Consider the following 22,150-nt stretch of genomic DNA (forward strand, 5'->3'; position numbering starts at 1 on the left):
GAAAAAAAGAAAGCAGTCTGTAATTGGACAATCAGACAGTTGAAGTGCTATAAGTCCCGAAGGGTGGCTTTTTGGAGGAACGAGAAAAAGTCATTATGCGCACTTCTCTGACTGTGTCCAATATTTTGCTTTGATTTTTTTCTGATTTAGATTTTTATTGTTAATAAAATGATTAGAGATTCATTTTATTAAATCATTGGGTATCATTTCAAAACTTTAACTAAAAAAGCCTGTTTTGGAAAAGTTTTGGCCTGTTTTGGATAACAAGTAACTAAAAAGGGTAATCTAATTTTGTTTATTAAAATAACAATTTTATAAAATTAAAAATTAGGCTTTTAACGTCAATGTTTTATGTGAAACAATAATAAGTAAGAAAAAATATTTCTTTATTTGTGAAAAAAGCCTGTTTTTGAAAACTTTTGGCTTGATTTTGATAACAAGTGTCTAAAAAGTGTGTAGTAATTTTGCTTTAGTAATGATCGTAAAGTAATTACTTTATCATATTAGAAAATCATTTAATATTAGTTGTTATTAGATCAAAATAGTTTCATGTAAGAAAAATATTTATTTTACTGATAATGTATGTAAAAAATGCCTGATTTTTAAAGGTTTTGGCTTGATTTTCAAAGCAATTTATAAAACAGTCTATTGTAATTTTGCTTTCGTTCAAGCTTCAAAGTATCGATTTACATTTAAAAATACTTTTCTTCTTTAAGTTAAGTATTTTAAAACTCACTATTTCAATAATGGAAAAGATAAGAATTAGAAATTTTCTGTTTCGGATAAAGTTATTAAATATTCTATAAGAGTTATCAACTTAAAAATTAGAAGACATGAAATTAAGTGCAGCTAATAAAAGTAAGATTCTTGATGCAATTTGTTTATTGTATATGATTCTATTTATATACGCAGCAGTAAGTAAATTGCTTGATTTTGAAAATTTTCAGGTTCAATTGGGACAATCCCCTTTATTAAGTGCTTTTGCTGGATCAATTGCTTGGATGATACCGATAATTGAATTACTTATAGCATTATTTATTGTTTTAAAAGGATGGAGATTAATCAGTCTTTTTGCAGCTTTTAACCTGATGGTCATGTTTACATCATACATCTATATTATTTTAAATTATAGTTCTTTTATTCCATGCTCCTGTGGTGGGATTTTGGAAAAAATGGGATGGAAGGAACATTTCTTTTTTAATTTGGTTTTCATAATGCTGGCAGCAGCGGGTATCCTGATATCGGCCGGTAGGGTGTCTCAGACATCTTTTATTTCAAAACCCGCTGTTCTTGCCAGTTCTTTCGCCCTTTCGATTTTTTTTAGTGTTGGTCTAGTGACTATTTTATTTATTTCATCTGAAAATATAATACATCACCGGAATAATTTTGTACGCCGTTTTCCTCATCATCAGGCCGTAAAAAGGAGTGAAGTTGATCTTCTTTATAATTCGTATTATTTTGCTGGAGCAGCAAATGGAAATATATATTTGGGAAATAATACTGCTCCGTTACATCTACTGTCATTCGATAGTGTTTTGCAAAAGAAAACATCATTTAAAATAGAATTGGATAAGAGTGATTTTAGTTTTAAGACCGTCAAAATTAATATTTCAGCACCTTACTTTTTTGTTGCTGATGGAAATGTCCCTTGTCTATTTAGGGGAAAAATCTCAGATTGGAAAGCATCATTATTTATGAATCAAAAAGCGTTTTTTTCAATAATTACACCAATCGATTCTCTGAATGTTGCCTTTCGAGGGCAGGCGGTAAAGAATAATGAAAATATAATTGGATCCATCTTTCTGGGAAAGAATCAAAAAGTAAAATTAAATCCAAAACTGTTAAAAAAACAAATTGATGGAGTTTTTGATACAGACGGCATGCTGCATTACAGCCCAAAGATAAAACGTATCGTTTATGTTTATTTATATCGGAATGAATTCGTGGTAGCTAATGATTCTCTTGACTTAAAATATATAGGAAAAACTATAGATACTACAAGTCATGCACAAATTAAAATTTCCAATATTTCAAGCAGGAATCAAAAGAAAATGTCTGCTCCGCCGCTTATAGTTAACAAAGCCAGTGCAGTCTATAAAAACCTTCTTTTTATTTACTCGCCAGTTCATGGATTATATGAGTCGAAAGATTTATGGAGCCAGGCAAGTACCGTTGACGTTTATAATTTGAATGATGCTTCTTATATTTCGAGCTTTTATGTTTACAATATTGGAAACCAAAAAATAAGAAATATCATTGTTCAAGAAAATTACCTCTACGCCCTTATTGGTAATTATATAGTTTGTTATCAACTTAGTAATTCACTTTTACAGCATTACAAAAGTGAATTATGATTATCATATACTTAGCGCTCAGTATCAGGAATGTAATCGAACACCTGTAAAAAAAGTAGATATTTTTTTAATTTAATTTTTATTATCATGGAAACATTAAATGTGAAAAAGCTTTTGCCTGTGGCAGCGTTTGCCCTTGCAATTGCAGGTGCTTTTGCCTCAAATCCAAATGGCAAAGCAGCTAACGTAAGTGCGCCTGAACAAGGATACATCAATAATCCGAATCCATGTTCTGAATCAATTGATTGTAACAATCAAGGGAGTGAAATTTGTACCATTGAGGACACAAATCAACAAGTTTTTGGTTTGAATGCCAGTGGTACTACTTGTAACAAAGTCTTATACAAATTAAACTAATCTTTAAAGGGCTTGACTAGAATGTTAGGTTCATTTACAATGCAGTTCTATTTTTATAAAGAACTGCATTGTTTTTATTTATAACTAACCCAAGAGGGAAGGCTTTTATTCTGCAGATGATAATCGAACCACTGTTTAATATGATTGCTGAGATCTTGCTGATCCTTTGGATTCATTATAACATGCTTTTCCTTAGGATACACTAATAAAATATGCTCTTTTTGCAGTCTTCGCAATGCTAAGTAAAATTCTATGCTTTGATACCAATGCACTTGCCGATCTTGCTTCCCTGTCCAGGAGAGTAATGGAGTTTGAATGTTTTGTACAAATTCCAATGGAGAGTTGCGGCTGTATGCCTGTTTATCTTCAAAAAGTGATTTTCCCATACGCCATTGCTGATTTTCAAAACGCCATATTTCTGGAGTACCGGTATTCCATCCCATTGTTAAATACCAGCTTGTTAAATCTGCGACACCTGCACCAGATACCGCAGCTGCAAATAAATTGGTTTGGGTAATTATAAAATTAGTTTCATAACCTCCAAAAGAGTGGCCTATCAAACCTATCTTATCTTTTTGAATAATATGTTTGTCGATTACAGACTGAGTTGCTGAAAGAACACAATCTACTGCAGAAATACCGGGATTCCCAATTTCGTATATAATATCAGGGGACAAAACGAAATAGCCTTGAGCGGTATAATTCGTTACGTTAAATCCTGTATCAGAATACAAAGTGGGATTAACATATTGATAAAATTCTTGAGATTTTAATTCATAGATGCTGACTATTAAGGGATATTTCTTAGCGGGATTATAATTGGCAGGATAAAAAAGTGCGCCTGTTAAAGATGTTCCATTTTTGTTAGAATAATGAATTTTTTCAGCCTTACCCCAATAAAAATCTTTCTGCTGTTTGTTGCTTTGAACAATTAACCTATTACTGCTTTTTTTATCTTTTTTAAACCAGATTGAAGGAGCTTTTTCATAACTCTGCTGTTGAAAAATATAACTTTCTCCTTTTGAGGATTTCATCAGATAGCTATTTTTCATTTCATTAAAAACCAGAGGCTTTTCTGCATCAATTTTATTCCAAATAAAGTAACCGCTTTTTTGATTGTTTTTTGCCTGAAGAATTAATTCATGGTCGAGATCAATTTCTAAAGCGTAGAAACCATTGTAGTTTTCCGTTTTAATATTTTCATACTGTTGTTTTGCTATCCTGAATTGTATGTTTTTTTCTCTGCCGTGTGTTAATCTTTTAGCTGTTCTGCCATCGGAGGAAACTTCCCAAATATCAAATTGATCATAAATTAATAATGAAGAGTCATTTTTTGTCCAGCCTAAAATTCCATATGCAGGAACTTCACCTGCTGAGTTATAATTTTGATCAAATAAGGGCTGAGTTATATTTTTAGAATAGTTAAAGTGAATCTTTTTTGTTATGTTATATACCCACCATTTTTGATCTTTAAAGTAGGTTATGAAATTACCTGTTGGAGATATAATTGTGTGATTTTTATTTCCAGAATGTTTAGTTAATATCATGCTTGAATCCCCTGATATAAGATTGGTTAAGTTGAGGTCTATATCTCCCTGTTGTTTGTATTGGGGTTCATACTGCCACGGATTAAATGTGATAGCAAACTTTTGGTTCCCAGCTAGGATTACTTTTGGAAGTTGATTACTAGTTATTTGTTTAAATTTATTTTCATAAGGAAACCAAACACCTAGCTTGGCTACTTTATCCCATTGCCCAATTTCTTCTCGCTGCGAATACAATAACTTATCAGAGGCATTCCATATTTGTACTTGTGTTGAATCTATTACGGAATAATTATCTTCTCGTTTTTTTATTCCAAAGAAAACACGCTGTCCATCATCAGATATGGTCAATTTAGTCGTCACAGTAGGACTAATTATGAAATCATCTTTAAGGTTTAAAAGTTTTTCGAAATCGAATTTAAAAAGCTTATTATTTTTAAGGCTAAAGAAAAATAAATTGTTTTCACCAAGATCATCTTTTTTTTGTAAAAAAGCGACAGCATTTCCATTGCTATGCCACGTTAAATTTAAAAATGGATTTTCGGATTTTTCAACAATTATAGTCTTTTGCATTTTGTCAGTTAAAGTTACAAATCCGATGCAACGGCCATCAGTAAACATAACAGCATTTTCTTGTGGAGCGATTTTATATTCGCGAAGATTATCAATTTTCATTATCGTTAATCCTGAGGATTTTTTTATTTCCAGAGAAGGATCTCCTGCTTTGCTATATGTAATAATGTATTTTTTATTTTTTGTGTATTTGTATTGGGTTATTCCAGCATAAGTATGCGATTTGCCAGTTTTTAAATTAAGTATTTGCAGTCCTGCTATTGGAGTAATGCAAGCGAAACTTTCTTCCCTATTGAAACTTCCATTAAATGCATTTGGAAAAACATACTGTATGTTCAGTTTTGTATTTCTAACAAAAAGAGTGTGTTTACCATTTGGATAAACTAGTTTGTAACTTATCCAGTTTCCGTTTTCAGAAATATTTTCAGATTGCAGTGTGTGCCACAGATGATAGTCGGATTCCTGAAGCATCTTTTTTTGTTTTACCTGCCCCAATAAAGGGCAGGCTACTAAAACAAAAAATAAAAATGTAATACGGGATAAAAATGACTCAACCTGTACTAGTCTTTTGTTATTGATTTTCATTGGATGTGTAAATGTTTTTTAATATCCGTCATTTTGAGGAAGTAGATTTGGATTTACCCTCAACTCAGAATCAGGGAGTGGAAAGAGTCTGTCAGTAGTATTCCATCCAGGTTTTGTTCCAGAGAGAACATTATCCAGATTTGCTGTTCTTTTAAGATCGAAAAATCGATGTCCGAGCTCAGTAAATAACTCAAGCTTTCTTTCGTTTAGAATAGCCTGCAGTAGATTTTCAGTTGTCGTTGCAGTTGTGTTTTGAAGACCCGCACGATTTCTAATCTTATTTAAATCTTCTTTGGCTTCTTCCAATTTATTGAGATGTACTCTTGCTTCTGCACGAATAAGGTATTGTTCTTCTAAACGCATTACAATTGAATATTCAACCGAGGTCCCCGTTGGGCTTTTCTGTTTGTATTTATTAGCGTGATACCAAGTTGAGGTTCCGTTGGTGACTGCTTTTATCCAATGGGTTTTTCTTAAATCATCGGAACTAAAAGCTTTAAATAATTCATTATTTAAAGCAACAAGCGGTGGCGGTCCACTGGTAAATACAAAAAGATTTCCTTCATCTGTATTTTTACCAGCTGTTGAGGGCATCAGCTGCCAAATGGTTGAGGTGCTTTCTTTTAAAAATACTTTATCAATATTGTTTTCCCAAGAATATAGATTCGTGTTATTAATTAGTAGAGAAGCGGTTTGTTCGGCCAATTCCCATTTGCTATCGTACAAATAAACTCTTGCTAGTAAAGCTTGCACTGCTGATTTATTTGGACGAACGCGACCCGAAGTAATATAATTAGAGGGTAATAACGATATTGCTTTTTGTAAATCATTTATAACCTCAGAATATATCTCAGAAACAGGTTTCTTAGAAACGAGAGCATTTGTTTGGTAAGAGGTGGTTGTAATGTATGGTATATTGCCATAAATATTAGCAAGATAAAAATGAAGCAGGGCTCTGATAAAAAGAGCCTCGCCTAATAATTGATTTTTGTCTGATTCAATAAGTTTTGTATTATTAGTTACTCCTTCAATTACAGCATTTGCAGCATATATTTGTTTGTATGTATTATTCCACCATCCTGCGACAGTAGTATTTGATGCTATAATAGTATTATTATAGAAATCTTTAGCAGCATTGCTGTCTGTTCCATAAAACGTTAATTCATCCGAGTAGTTTCCTAAAAGGTTAGAAATTCCTGTTGGTTTTCCCGTGATTAATCCGTTGTCTCTTATCTGAGCGTAAACATTTACCAAAGCAGCATTGGCAGTATTTTTATTTTCGAATACTGTATTTCCGGTTAATTGAGAAGTCGGAAGATCTACATCTACAAAACTATCGCAGGAATAGAGTAAAGAGCAAAATATCGGTATCCAGGCGAAATAAATTGATAATTTTATTTTATTACCAGTAAAGAAAATTAGCTGTCTTTGTTGTATATAATTTTTCATAGTCGTTAGTGTTAGAAAATTAGCTGTAATCCTAATGCATATATTTTAAGAGGAGGTAAAAATCCAGATACTATAAACTCAGGATCAGCTCCTTTATAAGAGGTGAAGGTTAGTATATTCTGGCCTTGAAGAGAAATACGGCATTTTAAATTTTTCAGGCTGTTTTCAGGTAGATTATAGGATATTGAAATGTTTTTAAGCCTAAGATATGACGCATCGGTTATAGCGGCATTACTGTTGGTGTACAGGTTATTTGCAGCTGTTACCAGTGAATTTGTTCCTGAACTATACATTTGATATGGACCAGTATCTCCGGGATTCTGCCAGCGGTTTAATACTTCTGTAGTTTTATTAGACATACCCCCAGTTAGGCCTAACATACTTATTGAATTCCAGTTTTCTTGTTTAACGTATTGAAATAGAAAATCAAGCTGCCACCTTTTTAAGTTGAATTGATTTTGCAGACCGCCATAATATTTTGGACTGAAATCTTTAACCGTTTGTCTATCATCAGGGGATGAAATTTTTCCGTCCTTATTGACATCTTCAAATTGATAAATTCCTGTTTGGGTATTGAGGCCAATGTAATTGTAAACCTTTTGAATGTTGATGGATTTTCCAATTACATACTGATTAACATAGGTAGAGTTTTCTAATTGAGGGAACGCTATTAAATTATTTTTTGGAACGGTTAAATTAATATTTGTTGTCCATTTGAAATTTTGTTTATTGATATTAACTGTTCGAATGGTCAGTTCTAGTCCTTTATTTTCAACCGTTGCATTTAGGTTTGCTAATATGGAATTGAATCCTGTGGTTCCGGGAAGTGGAACTCCAACTAATTGGTTGGATGAACGATTGCGGTAATAGGCAGTTGTTAAAAAAATGCGATCTTGAATAAAACCTAGTTCTAAAGCTATTTCCATTTTTTTGTTGGTTTCCCATCCAAAGTTTGCATTATATAAACGATTGGGTTGTAGACCAACTGTCCCTTGATAATTATTACCCGCCGAGCTATAGGTATCTAAGAAATTATAATCTCCGATTTGGTCATTGCCAGTAGTTCCGTAACTGGCTCTCAATTTCCCAAAGCTTAGAATTTTATTTTCTAGCAATGGTTCTTTTGAAAATAACCAGGCTGCTCCAATGGCACCAAAATTGGCAAATTGATTGCCCGGACCAAAGCGGCTTGAGCCATCTCTTCTTCCTGTAAGATTAACAATATAACGATCTTTCCAATTAAAGTTTGCCCTGCCAAAGAATGCTTGATATTTATATTGTGTCTGCTGATTTGTAAATACATAGAGATATGTGGCTGATGCTAAGTCATAAATTAAGCTGTTGCTTGCAAAACCATCTGCTTCTTGTACAAGCTGTGCGGTTTTTTGCTGTTGAAAAGTAGCACCAGCTAAAAGTTCTATTTTACCATTCCCAATTTTTTTATTCCAATTCAATTGAGGTTCAATAATCCACGATTCTCTAGTGCTGTTATTGATAAATAATGATGAAGATTCGCTTCCTAGTCCAAGTGAGGGATTATATATCGTTGATGGTGAAGTTCTGATTTCATCATAACGGAGATCACTAAATCCTATGCTAGTTTTAAATTCCAGCTCTGGGATTATCTGGTATGATAAAATTGCATTTGCAATAAGATTAGCTGTATTGGCTTTGTATAGCGCTTCAAGATTACGTAAGGGATTATTAAACGTTCCGTTCTCCCAATTGAGGTTTCCAAAAGCATCATATAGGGCGGGAGCATTTGGAGACAGCGATCTTGCCTCTCTTGTAAAATCAGTAGCAGGTAAATTGTTGTTTTGTGAAGAATATGAGGTAGACAAATTTATCTTAAACTTATTATCTGCTGATTGATGATTTAGATTAAAGTTTGCTCCGCCTCTTTTATACTTATAATCACCAGGGAAAACGGTAGTTTCATTATGGTAATTACCACTAAGAAGAAATTGCGTCTGAGCAGATCCGCTATTTATTGATATCTGACCATCATTTATTTGAGCCGTGCCTCCAATAAGTTCTTTCTGCCAGTCAGTATAGCGACTTTGATCCCAAGTGCCGTTTACATCATAGGCCGCTGCTGGATATTTTACAATTCCATCATTTGCAAATGCTTCTTTTCGCATTTCCAAGTATTGATTCGTATGCATTAAATTCATGTAGCGAGTTATATTTCCTACGGCTGTGTTTGTATTGATTGTGAATCTGGTTTTTCCTTCTTTGCCTTTTTTTGTGTTGATCAATATAACTCCATTAGCACCACGGGATCCATAAATAGCAGTAGCGTCCGCATCTTTAAGCACTTCGATACTTTCAATGTCCGAAGGATTAATTGAACTTAAGGGGCTTACATTAGCACTTGGAATAATAATCGACGAGATATTATTATTGGATATAGAATTTGATGCGTAAGGAACTCCATCGATTATGTAAAGAGGCTGGTTTCCATCAGCACGTAAACTATTAGTTCCTCTTATCTGCACATCAAATCCACCTCCGGGTGTTCCGGTTGTTTGGGTAATTGTAACTCCTGCCATACGACCTTGCATTGCAGAAAGTATGTTGGTAACAGGCTGTTTATCTATATCCTTTGCGGTGATTTTTGCTATACTGCCAGTGCGTTCGCTTTCTTTCACTGTATAGTATCCTGCATTGATTTTTACTTCCTGTAGTGCTGTTGTATTTTCTTGCATCTGTACATTTAGCTCTGAGTGCTTAGCTACAGGGATTTCTATTGTTTTATAGCCGATATATGTAAAAATAAGGATGTCATTTGTGGATACTGTTATGACAAATTTGCCGTCAAAGTCTGTTACCACAGTATTTTTCTGGTTTTTCACCGAAATACTGACTCCTGAAAGAGGAAGAGTACCATCTGTAACAATACCAGAGATCTGCTTTTGTTGTTGTGTAAGGAGAGAGTACAAGATATTCCTTGCTAAGGCTGGCGTGCAAAAGAGATAGAATCCGAAAATAAGCGGATACCAAAGCGTTGCCAACCCTTTTTTCCATGAATAAGTTTTCATAATTTTGGGTTAGTTAATTTGAAACGAAAGTTTTTATTAATTCAGCTCTCTATACTTGTTTGATCGCGGGTTAGAGGGCTTTTTTTATAGTATTAGAAATGAGAAGGTACATCTATGCTATATTTAATTCTGCTTTTTTTTATTTCATAAGCATGTAGGTTTATTTGTTAGACAATAAATCTAAAAGCGAGACAATAAAAATAAAAGCAATGCTAAGAATTTAGGTTAAGTAGAATGAATCTCTAAAAAATAAAAGAGGCGCGGAACTCAACATATTCACTTCCGAGGTACTGCTAAGAACCTTTTCACACGAATAAGAGAGCCCACGCCAATTATTAGAGGCGTGAGCATTTACACTTAGTCATCTCGTGTGATTAAAAATTAGCAGTTTTCGGAAACGAGACTCCAAGCGAATGCTTCATATTTTTTTAATGAAGAATCGCAAATATATTAATTCAGTGACAAATATAACAAAATAATCTATAATTCGGATTTTAATCCGAATTATTTTGAGCTTTAAAAAGTTACTTTGTTAATTATGAAGGACAAGAATCGTATAATAGTTGACTACATAGCACTTGAGTGGGTATCAAAAGCCAAATCTCAAAGCTCATTTGCTCGGGAACATAATATCGATGAAAAAACTGTTCGAGAAATAAAATATAATAAAGATTACGCCATAAGTCTAAATACTTTAATTAGAATTTGTGAAGCGAAAGAAATGAAGTTGTGTGATTTTTTTAAATTATTAGATATTTAATTAATCATTACAAAAAACTATCATCTAATTCTTTGACTACTGTTTTATCAATTTTTTAAATTATCAATCAACCCCTCCATTTGGTTCTTTCTTCTGATTTTATTAGTAGAATTTTATCGAAAATAAATATTTTAAAAAATATCTAAATGTTTTTATAGAGCATTTTACTTATAGTTTTATTTCAGTTTTTTAATTAAATAAAGGGGTACAACTAGGGTACAACAAAAGTTGTACTTGTGGATAAATTTGTTTAATTGTTATTTTGATTTTTGTTGAAATCAAGAACAAGTAAAATGGATGATTTAAAAGTTTTATCAGATTTTTTTCTGGCTATTGAGAAAGATTTTCGCATCAGCCCTACACATGTAGCAATATTTGCTGCACTAATTCAATTTCGAAAGAATAATGGGATAATAAATCCTATAGAAGCATACAGCTTTGAAATTCAGAAAATAGCTAAAATTGCTTCACCAAAGACTTATTATAAATGTATGATAGAGCTGAATGCTTATGGTTATATAATTTACATCCCGACTAAAAGCAGAACAAAGCGCAGTACAATATTTTTTCATGTGGAGTAATAATATTTTGAATCTAAATGAAAAGAGCTAAAACATATACAATTGTTGACAATTATTTTAAACTTGATATGAGATTAAAAAAATTGGAGGATTTGATTACTTCAAAAGAATTAGTCACAATGCAGGGAGATGGTTCATCTTCTTTAATTCCATTAAAAAAATGTAGAAGCTCTTACAGCAAAATAGAACTTGCAAATCTCTTCTATGTTTTAATGGATGAAGGCATTTTATATTTTGATTCAAATGACGCGAAAAAAAATCGAGGTGATTTCCAGAAATTTATAAGCAAAAATTTTACTTATAATGATAATGAAGGAGGACAGAAAACAATAAGCACGATAAGCAGGCAGTTTTCGGAATGCAAAGGTTACACCTACAAGATCAAGCAGATTAAATTTCTAGATGATTTTATTGCAGTGATGCAGGAGAGAAGAAGAAGGCTGGAAAAGCGGTAGAAAGGATAGTAGAAAAGATTAATAATATTTAAAAGACTCAATGATGATGAAGAAAGAAAAGAGGCAGTCTTATGTGATGGAAGTAAAGGAGCTGATAGAGCCTGTGGTAGCGAAACTGGAAGCAATTGATTCAAAAATAAGCCAGGGAAAAACCCTGCGGCCTGAATATTACAGAAATGAAGATTTAAAAAAGATGTTCGGGCTTTCCAATAATACGATCATAAAATACAGGCAGACCGGAATTCTTCCCTATACTAGGCTGGGGGATATTTTTCTGTATGACAGCGGTAAAATTGATAAAATACTCAAAAGCAATGAATCATAAATTAGTATTTAATCATTTGCCCCAGATTTAAAAAAAGAGCTCAAAATAGATTAGGTAACTATAATAGTAACCATTTTTTCATCAGGGTTCAATACCCTTTCAAATAAAAAAGCCTTTAAACACTTATGTTTAAAGGCTTTTTATTTTTAAAAGTCGCTTTTCAGACTTCATCTGGCGGAGGAAGAGGGATTCGAACCCCCGGACCTGTTACAGTCAACAGTTTTCAAGACTGCCGCATTCGACCGCTCTGCCATTCCTCCAGTAAGACGCAATAATTTTCTCATTGCGGGTGCAAAGATAAAATGTTTTTTTGATTGGAGAAATTTTTTTTAAACTATTTGTTAAGAAAACGATTTTACTCCATTTATACATTTGGTTGTTACTGAATTAAAAGTTTTGAGGTATTTAAAATACAGTTTACATTTATTTTTTTAATACTTTCTCATAATTGGTTTATGAATTGTAAGGTCAAAATCTTTAAATAATTTGCTCTTAAATACTCTCACGGATTAACTTGAATTCCATGCTTCAAGTTATCAAAGCAATGTGATTTTGATTATTATATGTCCTTCAGATAAAATTTATGATCAGTTCTATTTTGACTCAGATCGACTTTGTAGTTTTCCTTATCTTTAGATTTTTAATTAAAGACAAAATGAATAACTCAAGAGGCTTGCTCTATCCGGCACTCCATAAATTTTATAACGCTTTAAGCAGTTTGGAAAAATTTGAAAAAGGGACGGACTTCTTCGATAATATAAGTTATCTGGATAATTTCTTTTCGGAATATAGGAACATCACCTTTGTTCTGCAAAAATCTTTGGCTCATACTTTATTTATGCCAGAATATGAAAAGTTGCGTGATCAATATCTCGTTAACCATGTTGGTAAATGGTTTATAGAAAAACGGAACGAGGTGCTTAAACAGCAACCATTTAATCTAGAGAAGAGAATTACCATCACCATTTATTCGGGACAGACATTGTCACTGCCGGAATTGGTTTTTACTATTGATAATGATGTGAAAATTTCAACAATAGTTGATTCGCTGCGGGAAACATTCCTAAGCATGGGACAATTAGAGGTCATGTTTTCAGCAGAATTTTTATTTTCTGAGTATGGACGTACCGAAGATTTATATGATAATTTGATATTTGGGATAAACCAGATGAAACTCTTCTTGTCCGAGATGAAAAAAGTGGTCAATGGGGATTGCAGAATATCCAATGAACTAGAAGGGAAAATAAATAAGATGAATTTTTATCAAGTTCCTAAAGATTTTCTTTTTGTTGATGACTATATTTTTTATTGTAAAAATGAAAATTTTGAAAAGGCATCAAGAATTGTGCTACAGTGCGGCCCAGGACCTATAAAAGTTCCAATTGAAAATCTAAACGAAACCTATCCTGATGGTGATGTGTTTAACAAATTTGAGCTAATGCATTTGGTGCTTTTTCAAATGCAAAAAAAACTAATGCCAACATGCATGATTGTGTATAGCGATGAAACCTTTGAATTAGTTTCTTTTGGTTTTTCGATCAAAACCACATTATACAGAAAATTTAATGAGATAGCTAGTCGAATTGAATCTGATAAAATAGTCAATATCCTTTTTGTAACAGAAATGTACATTTATGACAAGGATAAAATAGAAAATTTGGACAGTCGCGAAAGGATTAGACATGCGGAAAGTGAAATCTTGGCATTTTATATGGTTGATGAGAAATTAGCAACCATCTCGCATGGGTATGACACATTGCAGATAGATGATTTTAAGTATATTGCATCGATAATGTTTGCGAAATCAAGAGGTTATGAATTACCTAATTTTATGAATCCAGTTGTGAAGGAGTTTAATCGATTGAAATTAAAGTCAAGATAATTTTGGGCTTTATAAAATATCTCCTTTTGCAAAATTACGTGGTTGGGCTGGAGCATAGGATAGTGAGAAACGCAAAGAAATAAACTAATTTTTAGCCACACCTGAACAATAAGCATTATTACGAATTTAAGATTAGCTTAGTGAAGAAACAATTTACGATGAGAAAATGAAAACAGTAGCTCAAGATTTTTATTAAGACTTCACTTCTGTAACATTTTTAATTGATGCCCTGAAATGAAAAGGATCCTAAATTTTCCACGCTATTTATATAATGGAATATCTTTAAATGTTGAAGCTGCAAGGGAATTAATTTGTTAATTTAATTAATAACTACGGGAAAACGTAAAACATACAATTGGCAATTTTGTATGTTTGAGTATGTATATAAAGTACAAATTAAATTACCGTGGGTATTATATTCAGCCATCAATTAATAAATATGAAATTAATGAGTCGAGACAATGAAGGAATACTTAATTTGATCAATGCTGTATTTTCAACCATAAAAGATAGATATCAATTGGGGGAAATAGGACAGTATGATAAACTTTTGGAGATGAGAGTTGTAAAAATTTCAGAAAGCGACTCAAATTATCTTGAAATCAATTTTGATTCCATTTTATTTAATGAGGCACTTCTGATTGCCGCAGAACAGAAACTGGATTCCAAACCTGATGCTTTGACTGTTGATGTTCTTCGTTTTGCTGAAGATCTGAAGGAATATCTTCTTAATATAAATAGTCTTGATTATCAAAAAAATAATCTGGATAAGATGATTAACGGCTTTAAGGCGTTTTTGCTTCAGAATTTAAATTCTCCAGAATTAGTTTATAGTCATTTTATAAAAGTTCTAAAAGATAAAAAACAGGACAGAAAGGAGCGTATGGATTTTATATCTGTCTACTTTAAATTTTTAATCATTTCCAATACCACTGAAGAAAATATTTTAAAATCCTGTATGGATTATAATTCGCAGGAGAAATACAATCATAATTTTACATATAATTATCTGAGGGGATTGTCGGAGAATTATTCCGATACAGCAGAAAGTCTTACTGAATATGCATGCAACGATACTAGCCAACAATATCTGATTTTTATTCCGCCACTGCTTGTAGGACTGTTTCCAAAAAATGAAGATAAGGTTTTCGCTTCTGCGTTATCACTGTTTGAAAAAGATAAAGTTACAGCCCTGAAAGCATTGAGTGATTTTGCTTTTTCCGACGGGCAAATGATTACAAAACTCTTCGAGCTACTCAGAAATATTGAACCTGTAAGTGAGGAACAGATAAACCTAAAAAGTCTTTTATTCTGCCGTATAATTGAAAATAATGCCGCTTCTGACCAGCTGAAAGCCGACTGCATCAAAGAACTCCGCACAATGCTGCAGGCTAAAGATCCTGAAAATGCCCTGACTGTACTTAATAATATCCAGTACAATATGGTAGATTATGAATTTGAAAAGTACTATTTACTTAATATATATATCGAGAATACAAAAAATTTAAAAGTCTTAAAGCATTTTTTTTATAATTATAAAGACCCACAGTATCTTTTTGAAATTTTAGTCAAAAGACATGAATTGCTTGGTTTAAGGGGATCTATTGAATTGTTTAAGAGTGCCATTAATCGTTTTTTCGATATAAACAGGGAAGAAACCGAAGCGCAGATCCTGCACTTGTTCAATTTTAGAAATTACAGTTTTCTCGCCTTAAAAATTATTCTCTGCATCAGTGGGGGGATTTATCACATTAACTTATTAAAGGGGAGTAAGGAAGCGCAGATGCAGGCAGTTGAAAGCATGTGCAGTTTTCCATATTCAATTGATGATTTGCTTATACTGCTACTGAAGTTCAGGGAATCTTCTTTTAAGGAAGTAAGACAGTATCTGCAGGACAAGCTTTCCGAATTAGTGCTGGAAGTGTACCATGAATTGCTGCTTGATGCCATAAAACTAAATCTTGGCAGTTCGAAAATAGATCAGGATTTTTTAAAGCCTCTGGAAAAAGCCTTGGAAAAGTATCTTGAAATTAAAAAATTCAAGGAAGAATTCAACGACTTAAACCCGATAAAAAATGAGCGTGCTCTTATGGATCTCTATTATAGTCTTGAACACGAAGTGCATGCTAAAATACCTAAAGACATCAATGAGGATAAAAACTCGTTTCTATATGATGTAAAAACAACGGTTATTGTGCGGGCCAAATCTATGAAAAATGAGTATTCTGGTGAAATCCGGCCTCTTGTGCATTTTGAGTCAAAAATGATGATTGACAGCAGGGCTTATAAAAACCCGTTGCTTTATGAACAGAACCTTGAAAATTTCTAAAGAATGGATATCAAAAATATAGTTGTTAAGGAATATTTGGAATCCTTAACTGAGAAAAATGAGCTTAATCGCATTTTTCCAATTCTTCTGGAAGTTATGGGATTCACAATTTTATCCAAACCGACAGAGTATATAGGGCTTCCCGAATACGGAAAAGATATTGTAGCGGTTGGCCCGGATGAAGATAGCATTAAAAAGCGTTTTTACTTTGAGTTAAAGGGAGGTGCCGACCGAGATATCACCGATGCTAACTTTTACGGTAAAGACGGCATTCAGGACTCGCTGACTCAGGCGAGCTATAATAAGTTCGTTTCGGCATTTCCTGAGTTTGAAGAGCTACCATTAAAAATCGTGATTGTCCATAACGGAATAATAAAGGGCAATGTACAGGCAACGCTGGAGGCATTTATTGTCGCGACACAGAGAAATTTAGTAAATACAACTTTTGACCGTTGGGACATCTCGCGCCTTACACAGCTGTTTTCAGAAAAACTTTTCAGCGAATATCTGCTTGTGGATCCGCAGACAACCAGAATTTTTAACAGGGTGCTGGTCAATTTAAATACAACCGATGGCATAAGTGCTGATTTTCGTGATTTATTAGAACAGCTGTTTAGTAAAGAAGAATGGAAAAAATGTAAAAAATTATCTAGAAGATGGCAGGTTTTATTTGAAACTTTCAAGCTTGTTGGATTTATCATCTACACAGAATCTAAGGAGCACAACAACCTTGAAACAGCGAAGCGCTATTTGACCCATCTGGTGCTGAAATTCTGGAATTGGATATTAAAGAACAAATTAGAAGAGGATAAAACGGTTACTAGATATTTCAGTCAGGTATTCAATCTCTACTTTGGGGTGCTTATAGAATATTTTAAAAGAACGCTTCCTATTGCCAGCTTAAAGGACGGATTGTCATGGGAGACTTCAGGACGTTACGAGGAAATAGGATATGCAAAAAGGACATTTGAATATCTTGAGATTTATTGTTTCTTTCTGAATGTACAGCGATTTTTTAGTACAGCAAACGACAAAAATAATCATCTTCAGCTAGTTCAGTTGATCAATATGAACAATGTATCCTGGAGGCCGTTGCTTGATATCCATTCGTCTGCAATAATTAGTATCCTTAATCTGTTCATTGATTTTGGTGAGTTGCAGAACGCTAAAAATTATCTCAAAGTTGTACTTCAACAACTTAAGGCGGCCAAGGAAATGTTAGGATTTATTCCGGATGCAAACAACAGCATTGAAAGCGTAATCAAGTTTACTGTGACAGGGATTAAACCCGTTTATTACTCGGACAGTACTTCTCCGCTACTTGCTGTTTTAATGGAATATACAGCCCTTTTGGATATGGAAGAAGAGTATGATGTAATGAGAAAGTTCATAATAGACAACAAAATAGATTTGGGATTATTTGTACCGCACCACGGCATTGATTCAACTTCTCTTGAATTGATTGACGATAAGGAAAATGACCTGGAGGAGCAATTGTTTTCAAAATCATTTACTGATGGCTACCAGTCTGAGCTGAGGTTGCATAAAAAAATTAGTGATGATCTGAATTTTGCAGATTTCAAAATTAAAATAGGTAAGAGAAAAGAGGAGTTCAGGTATAATTATCGTACCGACAAGGCGGGGTACGCTTTTTTAAAAGACCTGGCGCATCTTTATTTTAACACACCTTATTTTCCAGATAAATGGAGATCTATTACTGTGTAATAATTATTATAAAAAATAATAAATAGTATTGATACCCATTATTTTATATTGGTTAGTTTTTTTTAAAACATGCATTACTGCTAAGTTGAGGAGCTGAGGATTGGAACTATGCATTACAGGTAATACATTTTCCTTTTTTTTCTACTGTATTACGTAAATTTAATAGCTGATTAGTTTATTTCCTGCCTGGCAGCTTCAAAAATCTTAGAAATAATATCCTGATCAGACCATAGCTTTTTTGAATTACAGTTTTCATAGTACCATTTTATAAAGCTATTGTTTATGGTGCTTTCAGGGATTAATTTTATGTTTTTTTCGACTGTTTCAAGGTGTTTGTGTTCTAGTTCTTCAAGCCACTCCTTATCAAATATTTCATCACTGCTTAAGATTGATCTTGCCTGTGATAACTTCCATACTTCTAATAAAATCCTGTATTTGAGGTCTGCCGTAGACTCCGTCGTCTGTTTTCTTATTTCGACATTCAAAAGATCAGCATGCTCATGATCCGGAATTATAGGTAAAGGGAGGTTTAAATTTAAATCTTCGAATTTAGTGTCATCAAAATCATTTAAAATTTCAAAAATTTCCTTTTTGAATCTAAATCCGCTTACAGCTATGTTGTCCTGGATTGATACTATTGAGAAAAAATAGGCTGGGTAATCAGCTAAGGCGCGAAGTGAATATGCGAGTAAAAAAATGTTGTTTTCTTTTGTGAAGTCAAAATCTTTGATGCCTATCACTACAGTAGGAACATTTTCCATTTTGTTGATTCTTTTGGGCATTATAAAATCATAGTCGATTTCCTGAGATGCTGCTTCCAAAATTTGTTTGAGCTGGGACATTTCACTGGTAATAAATTCAGTATACCAATTCTCGATAGCCAGGCGCCCGACTTTCACAGGAATCTGGGTACTGAATGGAAAATGATTCATCAAGTAAGTAATGCTTTTGTAAAGTCGCTCATATATAATATTTTCATCTTTATCTACTAATGAGGAATCAAAATGCATTGCAGTGAGTTTTTCGATATCGTGAAAAGCAGTCTGCATTTCTTTTAGCTTAAGGAAAATGGACTTGAAATTGTTTGATGCTACATATTGGTCATTTTCTCCCTGTGGATTAAATAAGTTTGTAAATTGGGAATTTGAATTCCTAATTACGCCAAACCATGAATTGATTAATTGTTCAGCCTTCTTTAGATCGGCTTTATCAGGCATAGTATTGGCATATTTTGGATACGGTTTAACAGGAGTCATTGACTCGCTTAGTTTAGCGCTCGCTAGCACATAGATTTCTGTTTCCTTATCTCTTTTTGCCTTATTCCCTTCAAAAGAAGAGTCAATAATCCTCAAGACACTTTTACACCAGTCAATAGCTGCAGTTCGTATTTGCAGATTTTTTTTCTGCCATTCAAAAGCTGAATTTTCATAATAATTTCTGCTTATAGTTTCTATCCATATGTTAGAATATGAAGCTTCAGATGAATCCGGAACGATTTCTGGACTGATGCTTTTAGTTGCATCACTTCTAGTTACTCTGATGATTTCTTCTGTTGGAAAAGGCAGTATAATGGGGTGGGTATTATATTTTAAATAATAAGGAAGAAAATTATAAACATATTCAATCCTATTCATGCTTTGATTGACCGTTGTTTTTGATGATTCACCATCCCATATGTAATGTATGTCAATATGGTTACCATTTTCTTCAATTCTTAAGGATTCGGTGTTTTTTCTAAGAAAGTTTATAATAATTTGTTTGTTCTCCAAAACATAATTTTCATACAATGGAGGATTTGATATAAAGGCATATTGAAAAAGTCCTACTGCTTCTTCGATTGAAAGATTTTTTAAGTTTTCGGATAAGAAATTTTTGTCAAAGGGAATAGTTAGTTTCAGATCAAGCTTTATAAACCATTTTGCTAGATGGCCTAGTCCCAGATATGAAGGTTTGAAGGAATTAGAGCTATTGATTTTGTTTATTAATGCAGCGGCGAGATAATTTATATCACCTCCCTTAAAATCATATTTCGATAAATTTTTCAAAAGATCTCGTTGTCGGGTCATGTTTTCAGTAAACTGGCTTGGCATTACTTTTAAAAGCTCATCATAGGTGTTGATCTGTTTGCCAGGTATTGTATGCATTACAAACAAATCCAAGGCTCCAATTTTGAATGCCTCATCAAACTGCTGCTGATTTTCGAGCCAGTATTTTTGAGGTTCAATATGAGAAACACCATTAAGGGCATATACCATATCCATATATGTTCCATGGCTTAGAATTTCTGATATACTGTTATAAAACTCGAAAGATTCTTCTTTTTTGATTAAAAGCGCGGCAGTCTGAAAGAAATTCTGCTTCTCGGAATCTTGTAGTAATTGATAAAGATTAATAAAAGTATCTGAAATAGCCAGCGTAATGTGCAATAGCTGCAGCAGATGAGAAGAACGGACTGGATGCAGTCCTTCAATATTTTTGCTGTCAAAATTAAGAAAATATTCGTTTTGCAGTTCTTGAAGCACTTCTCCGCGGTCCTGATTAGCAAATGATACAGATTTTTCAATATAGGAGACAAGGGTTTTGGTTTCTATTTTTAAACCAAGACAATCTGCAGCCGAGACGATTCTAAGAATTTCCGTTTTGGCAGCTGGACTTCTATCATCTTTTAATTTTTTAATCTGTGATTCAAGGCGTTGGCTGATCATTTCACCACGTGTCAGCAAGTAAGTGTATTCAATCAGCAGACCTTTATCTAAAACCTGTTCCCAGACAGGCTGCCATTCTTTAATTTCCGGATGCAGTTTTCCTTTTTGTTTGAATTGCTTGAAGATATCCTCAGCTTCTTCTTTTCCAATACTGATATCTACCGGCTGCATGCTGATAGAGGAAATGTCACCCCCATATCTTATCCAATCTTCGTATCTGGAAGTGATGATATATTTAACCGGCAGCATTGATGTACGCTGCACCAGTTTCTGCCAGTTATCCACCGTTGCATCTAGGCCATCAATAATCACAACTGGGAATTCACCGATCAAAACACGTGAATGAAGGAATTCCATTATTGAATTAGCCTGTTCCCAGCTATTTGCAATATGAAGCTGGTAAATATTACGTTTTTCTCTCAGGGTATATCCGGTCTGCCAGGCGAGGGTAGATTTTCCCTGCCCACTCGATGACCTGATAAGGATGACATCATTAGTTTTGACAGCCTGGATTATTTCTTTTTCCCACAATTTTCTTCGCGCTGGAAGCCCGTTTGAAATATGATAAGGCTTGGCAGCTTTACCATCATAATAATTTAAAAGGCTGGTAGGAGATTCATTAGAATAATTTATCTGCTCTATCCAGTTGTTTTTTACAGCTTCATTTTTTACAGCCTTGGAATAGGAGTCTCTGACATCTTCAAAAACTGCACGAACATTTTGATGGCTGATTGTTGCTCGTTCCTTAGACCATTGTAAAATATTGTTGACTAATGCATTTATAAATTGTCTTTCTGTACCGATGTTGACGCCCCAAAATTTAATTAAAAGCTGTGTAATGCTTTTTGTAATTTCATCAAATGAGATTCTTTCATATGATATCCTGCTTAAAAAGTCCTCAATATCAAAGGCAGGTTTATAGTAACTGGTTATTTTTGTTTTCCAATGTTCCATTGAATTTGATGTAAGCCTATTTTCAAACAGTTGTTTTAAAGCGCCGTCCGATACTTGGAAATTATGAATCAGTCTAAAGGTGCTTGAGCTATCTCCTAAATAAACCTGCAGGAAGTTCTGAAGAACATTCCAGTTCCAAAAGTCACCTGCATTTATTTTGTTATCAGACGATTTTAATTGGATAAACTCACATGAGCTTGTGGTCAAGGAAGTTTGTATTGAGTCTATATCTTCAATTCCTTCAAGTGTTATTTTTTCGTTACCTGCCGGTTCATTTAGTTTTTCAAGAATTAGTTGGCAGGAATACAAAACCTGGTAATGAATTCCTCTAAAATTAACCGCTCCACCGTTTCTTTTTTTTAGAAGTGTATTTAAATCCTCTATGATATCTAATGTTTTTATTTTTTTGTTGGGAGATTGCATATAGATTAATTAAAATTTGAAGGATTAGTTAACTATAGATATTAAATAGTAGCTGATATTGCTCATAAAACTAACTAAATAAAAATACTCACAAAATTTATTTTAAAA

Annotated in this window: 13 protein-coding genes and 1 tRNA gene; 9 read left to right on the forward strand and 5 right to left on the reverse strand. The window is 33.3% G+C overall.

Annotated elements, in window-relative coordinates:
• The first annotated feature begins 833 nt into the window (after positions 1 to 833).
• A complete protein-coding gene (locus tag BOW57_RS09795) occupies positions 834 to 2,354 on the forward strand; it encodes a MauE/DoxX family redox-associated membrane protein (RefSeq protein WP_129053974.1) in 1,521 nt (506 codons plus the stop codon).
• A gap of 87 nt (positions 2,355 to 2,441) precedes the next feature.
• Positions 2,442 to 2,711, forward strand: coding sequence for a DUF6520 family protein (locus BOW57_RS09800; protein ID WP_129053975.1), 270 nt, complete (start codon positions 2,442 to 2,444; stop codon positions 2,709 to 2,711).
• 74 nt (positions 2,712 to 2,785) lie between these two features.
• Here BOW57_RS09800 and BOW57_RS09805 read toward each other — a convergent pair whose 3' ends face one another.
• From BOW57_RS09805 to BOW57_RS09815, 3 genes are read right to left on the reverse strand one after another with little or no spacing between them, the layout of a single operon-like run.
• Positions 2,786 to 5,413, reverse strand: coding sequence for a S9 family peptidase (locus tag BOW57_RS09805; RefSeq protein WP_129053976.1), 2,628 nt, complete (start codon positions 5,411 to 5,413; stop codon positions 2,786 to 2,788).
• 18 nt (positions 5,414 to 5,431) lie between these two features.
• Entirely contained in the window at positions 5,432 to 6,862 is a 1,431-nt protein-coding gene (locus tag BOW57_RS09810) for a RagB/SusD family nutrient uptake outer membrane protein (protein WP_129053977.1), read from the reverse strand.
• A gap of 11 nt (positions 6,863 to 6,873) precedes the next feature.
• A complete protein-coding gene (locus BOW57_RS09815; protein ID WP_371413527.1) occupies positions 6,874 to 9,876 on the reverse strand; it encodes a SusC/RagA family TonB-linked outer membrane protein in 3,003 nt (1,000 codons plus the stop codon).
• Positions 9,877 to 10,441: 565 nt separating this feature from the next.
• On the opposite strand from BOW57_RS09815, the gene BOW57_RS09820 reads away from it, so the two are divergent.
• The 4 genes from BOW57_RS09820 (at position 10,442) to BOW57_RS09835 (ending at position 12,024) form a co-directional block, all read left to right on the forward strand.
• The gene (locus BOW57_RS09820; protein ID WP_129053979.1) at positions 10,442 to 10,663 is read left to right on the forward strand and encodes a helix-turn-helix domain-containing protein; all 222 of its coding nucleotides are present in this window, start codon (positions 10,442 to 10,444) and stop codon (positions 10,661 to 10,663) included.
• 293 nt (positions 10,664 to 10,956) lie between these two features.
• Entirely contained in the window at positions 10,957 to 11,244 is a 288-nt protein-coding gene (locus BOW57_RS09825; RefSeq protein ID WP_129053980.1) for a hypothetical protein, read from the forward strand.
• 17 nt (positions 11,245 to 11,261) lie between these two features.
• A complete protein-coding gene (locus BOW57_RS09830; RefSeq protein WP_129053981.1) occupies positions 11,262 to 11,699 on the forward strand; it encodes a hypothetical protein in 438 nt (145 codons plus the stop codon).
• A gap of 43 nt (positions 11,700 to 11,742) precedes the next feature.
• Entirely contained in the window at positions 11,743 to 12,024 is a 282-nt protein-coding gene (locus BOW57_RS09835; protein WP_241687429.1) for a helix-turn-helix domain-containing protein, read from the forward strand.
• A 172-nt stretch (positions 12,025 to 12,196) separates the two neighbouring features.
• Here BOW57_RS09835 and BOW57_RS09840 read toward each other — a convergent pair.
• A tRNA-Ser gene (locus BOW57_RS09840) sits at positions 12,197 to 12,284 on the reverse strand.
• 395 nt (positions 12,285 to 12,679) lie between these two features.
• Here BOW57_RS09840 and BOW57_RS09845 point away from each other — a divergent pair.
• From BOW57_RS09845 to BOW57_RS09855, 3 genes are all read left to right on the forward strand, one after another.
• On the forward strand, positions 12,680 to 13,906 hold the full coding sequence (locus tag BOW57_RS09845; RefSeq protein ID WP_129053982.1) for a hypothetical protein: 1,227 nt from the start codon (positions 12,680 to 12,682) through the stop codon (positions 13,904 to 13,906).
• Between the two features lie 439 nt (positions 13,907 to 14,345).
• Positions 14,346 to 16,235 carry a hypothetical protein gene (locus BOW57_RS20610; protein ID WP_164973685.1) on the forward strand — a complete coding sequence of 630 codons (1,890 nt, stop codon included), beginning with the start codon at positions 14,346 to 14,348 and terminating at the stop codon, positions 16,233 to 16,235.
• Positions 16,236 to 16,238: 3 nt separating this feature from the next.
• Positions 16,239 to 17,960: a hypothetical protein gene (locus tag BOW57_RS09855; RefSeq protein WP_129053983.1), complete on the forward strand. Its 1,722-nt coding sequence runs from the start codon at positions 16,239 to 16,241 to the stop codon at positions 17,958 to 17,960.
• A 170-nt stretch (positions 17,961 to 18,130) separates the two neighbouring features.
• Here BOW57_RS09855 and BOW57_RS09860 read toward each other — a convergent pair whose 3' ends face one another.
• Complete coding sequence (locus tag BOW57_RS09860) at positions 18,131 to 22,042, reverse strand: hypothetical protein (RefSeq protein WP_129053984.1); 3,912 nt, start codon at positions 22,040 to 22,042, stop codon at positions 18,131 to 18,133.
• Positions 22,043 to 22,150: the final 108 nt, after the last annotated feature.

Source organism: Flavobacterium sp. YO64 (assembly GCF_004119505.1).
GTDB lineage: Bacteria > Bacteroidota > Bacteroidia > Flavobacteriales > Flavobacteriaceae > Flavobacterium > Flavobacterium oncorhynchi.